Annotated in this window: 1 protein-coding gene; it reads right to left on the reverse strand. The window is 48.0% G+C overall.

The genetic code is table 11. The features are described from left to right. Positions 1-563: 563 nt before the first annotated feature. Positions 564-839 (reverse strand): hypothetical protein (locus G7Y39_RS13445; RefSeq protein ID WP_165157932.1); only part of this gene is annotated, 276 nt, incomplete at its 5' end.

Raw genomic sequence — 839 nt, forward strand, 5'->3', positions numbered from 1 at the left:
GTCAGAATACGTCAATGTACCGAACCAAGCAAGGATGTACAAGATATTTATCACGCACTTTCTCTGTCTGATACTCCTATACGGAGACAGAAATTTGTAGTACACCCAGAGGATGTCTCAAAAAAAACATATACAGAAAATCAGAATATTAATTCAACTTAGGTGGCAATGTGGGTTAAATGATTAATAAATTTCCGCCGGAATCGTCCGAGTGCTTTTCTTGCCTCAGCGGCCTCCGCTGGGATCGTCCGAGTGCTTTTCTTGTCTCAGCGGCCTCCGCTGGGATCGTCCAAGCACTTTTCTTGTCTCAGCGGCCTCCGCCGGGATCGTCCAAGCACTTTTCTTGTCTCAGCGGCCTCCGCTGAGATCGTCCGAGTACTTTTCTTGTCTCAGCGGCCTCCGCCGGGATCGTCCGAGCACCTTTCTTACTCCAACGGAGATGACGGAACAATGTTAAGCAAAATAAACGGCAATCGCAAATTTGGGAGGCTTAAAAATCCGGGATGACGATGATTTTACGGGAGAAAAGAGGATCGGCCGCCAAATACATCCCGGAAAGCCACTCAGCGGGAGAGGGATCCATCGGCGGACTGCTTCCTCCGTTCCCGGTTCAGCCGGTTGATATAATAACTCGTCGTAATGATTAACTCGCCGTATCCGAATTTCTCCTTATCCCAAAATGTGACCTTGTATCTTGTAAAGTCAAACGCTTTCGCGCCTTCCGCCCACTGATAGAGCAGGGGTTCGAGCTGCGGGTAACGGTCGAACAATCTACCGGGCACACTTAAGGAACACCCGATGTATTTTTGATGGATATCAAATTGGTATTTAAGTTCTAT

The organism is Parabacteroides sp. ZJ-118, assembly GCF_011038785.1.
GTDB lineage: Bacteria > Bacteroidota > Bacteroidia > Bacteroidales > Tannerellaceae > Parabacteroides.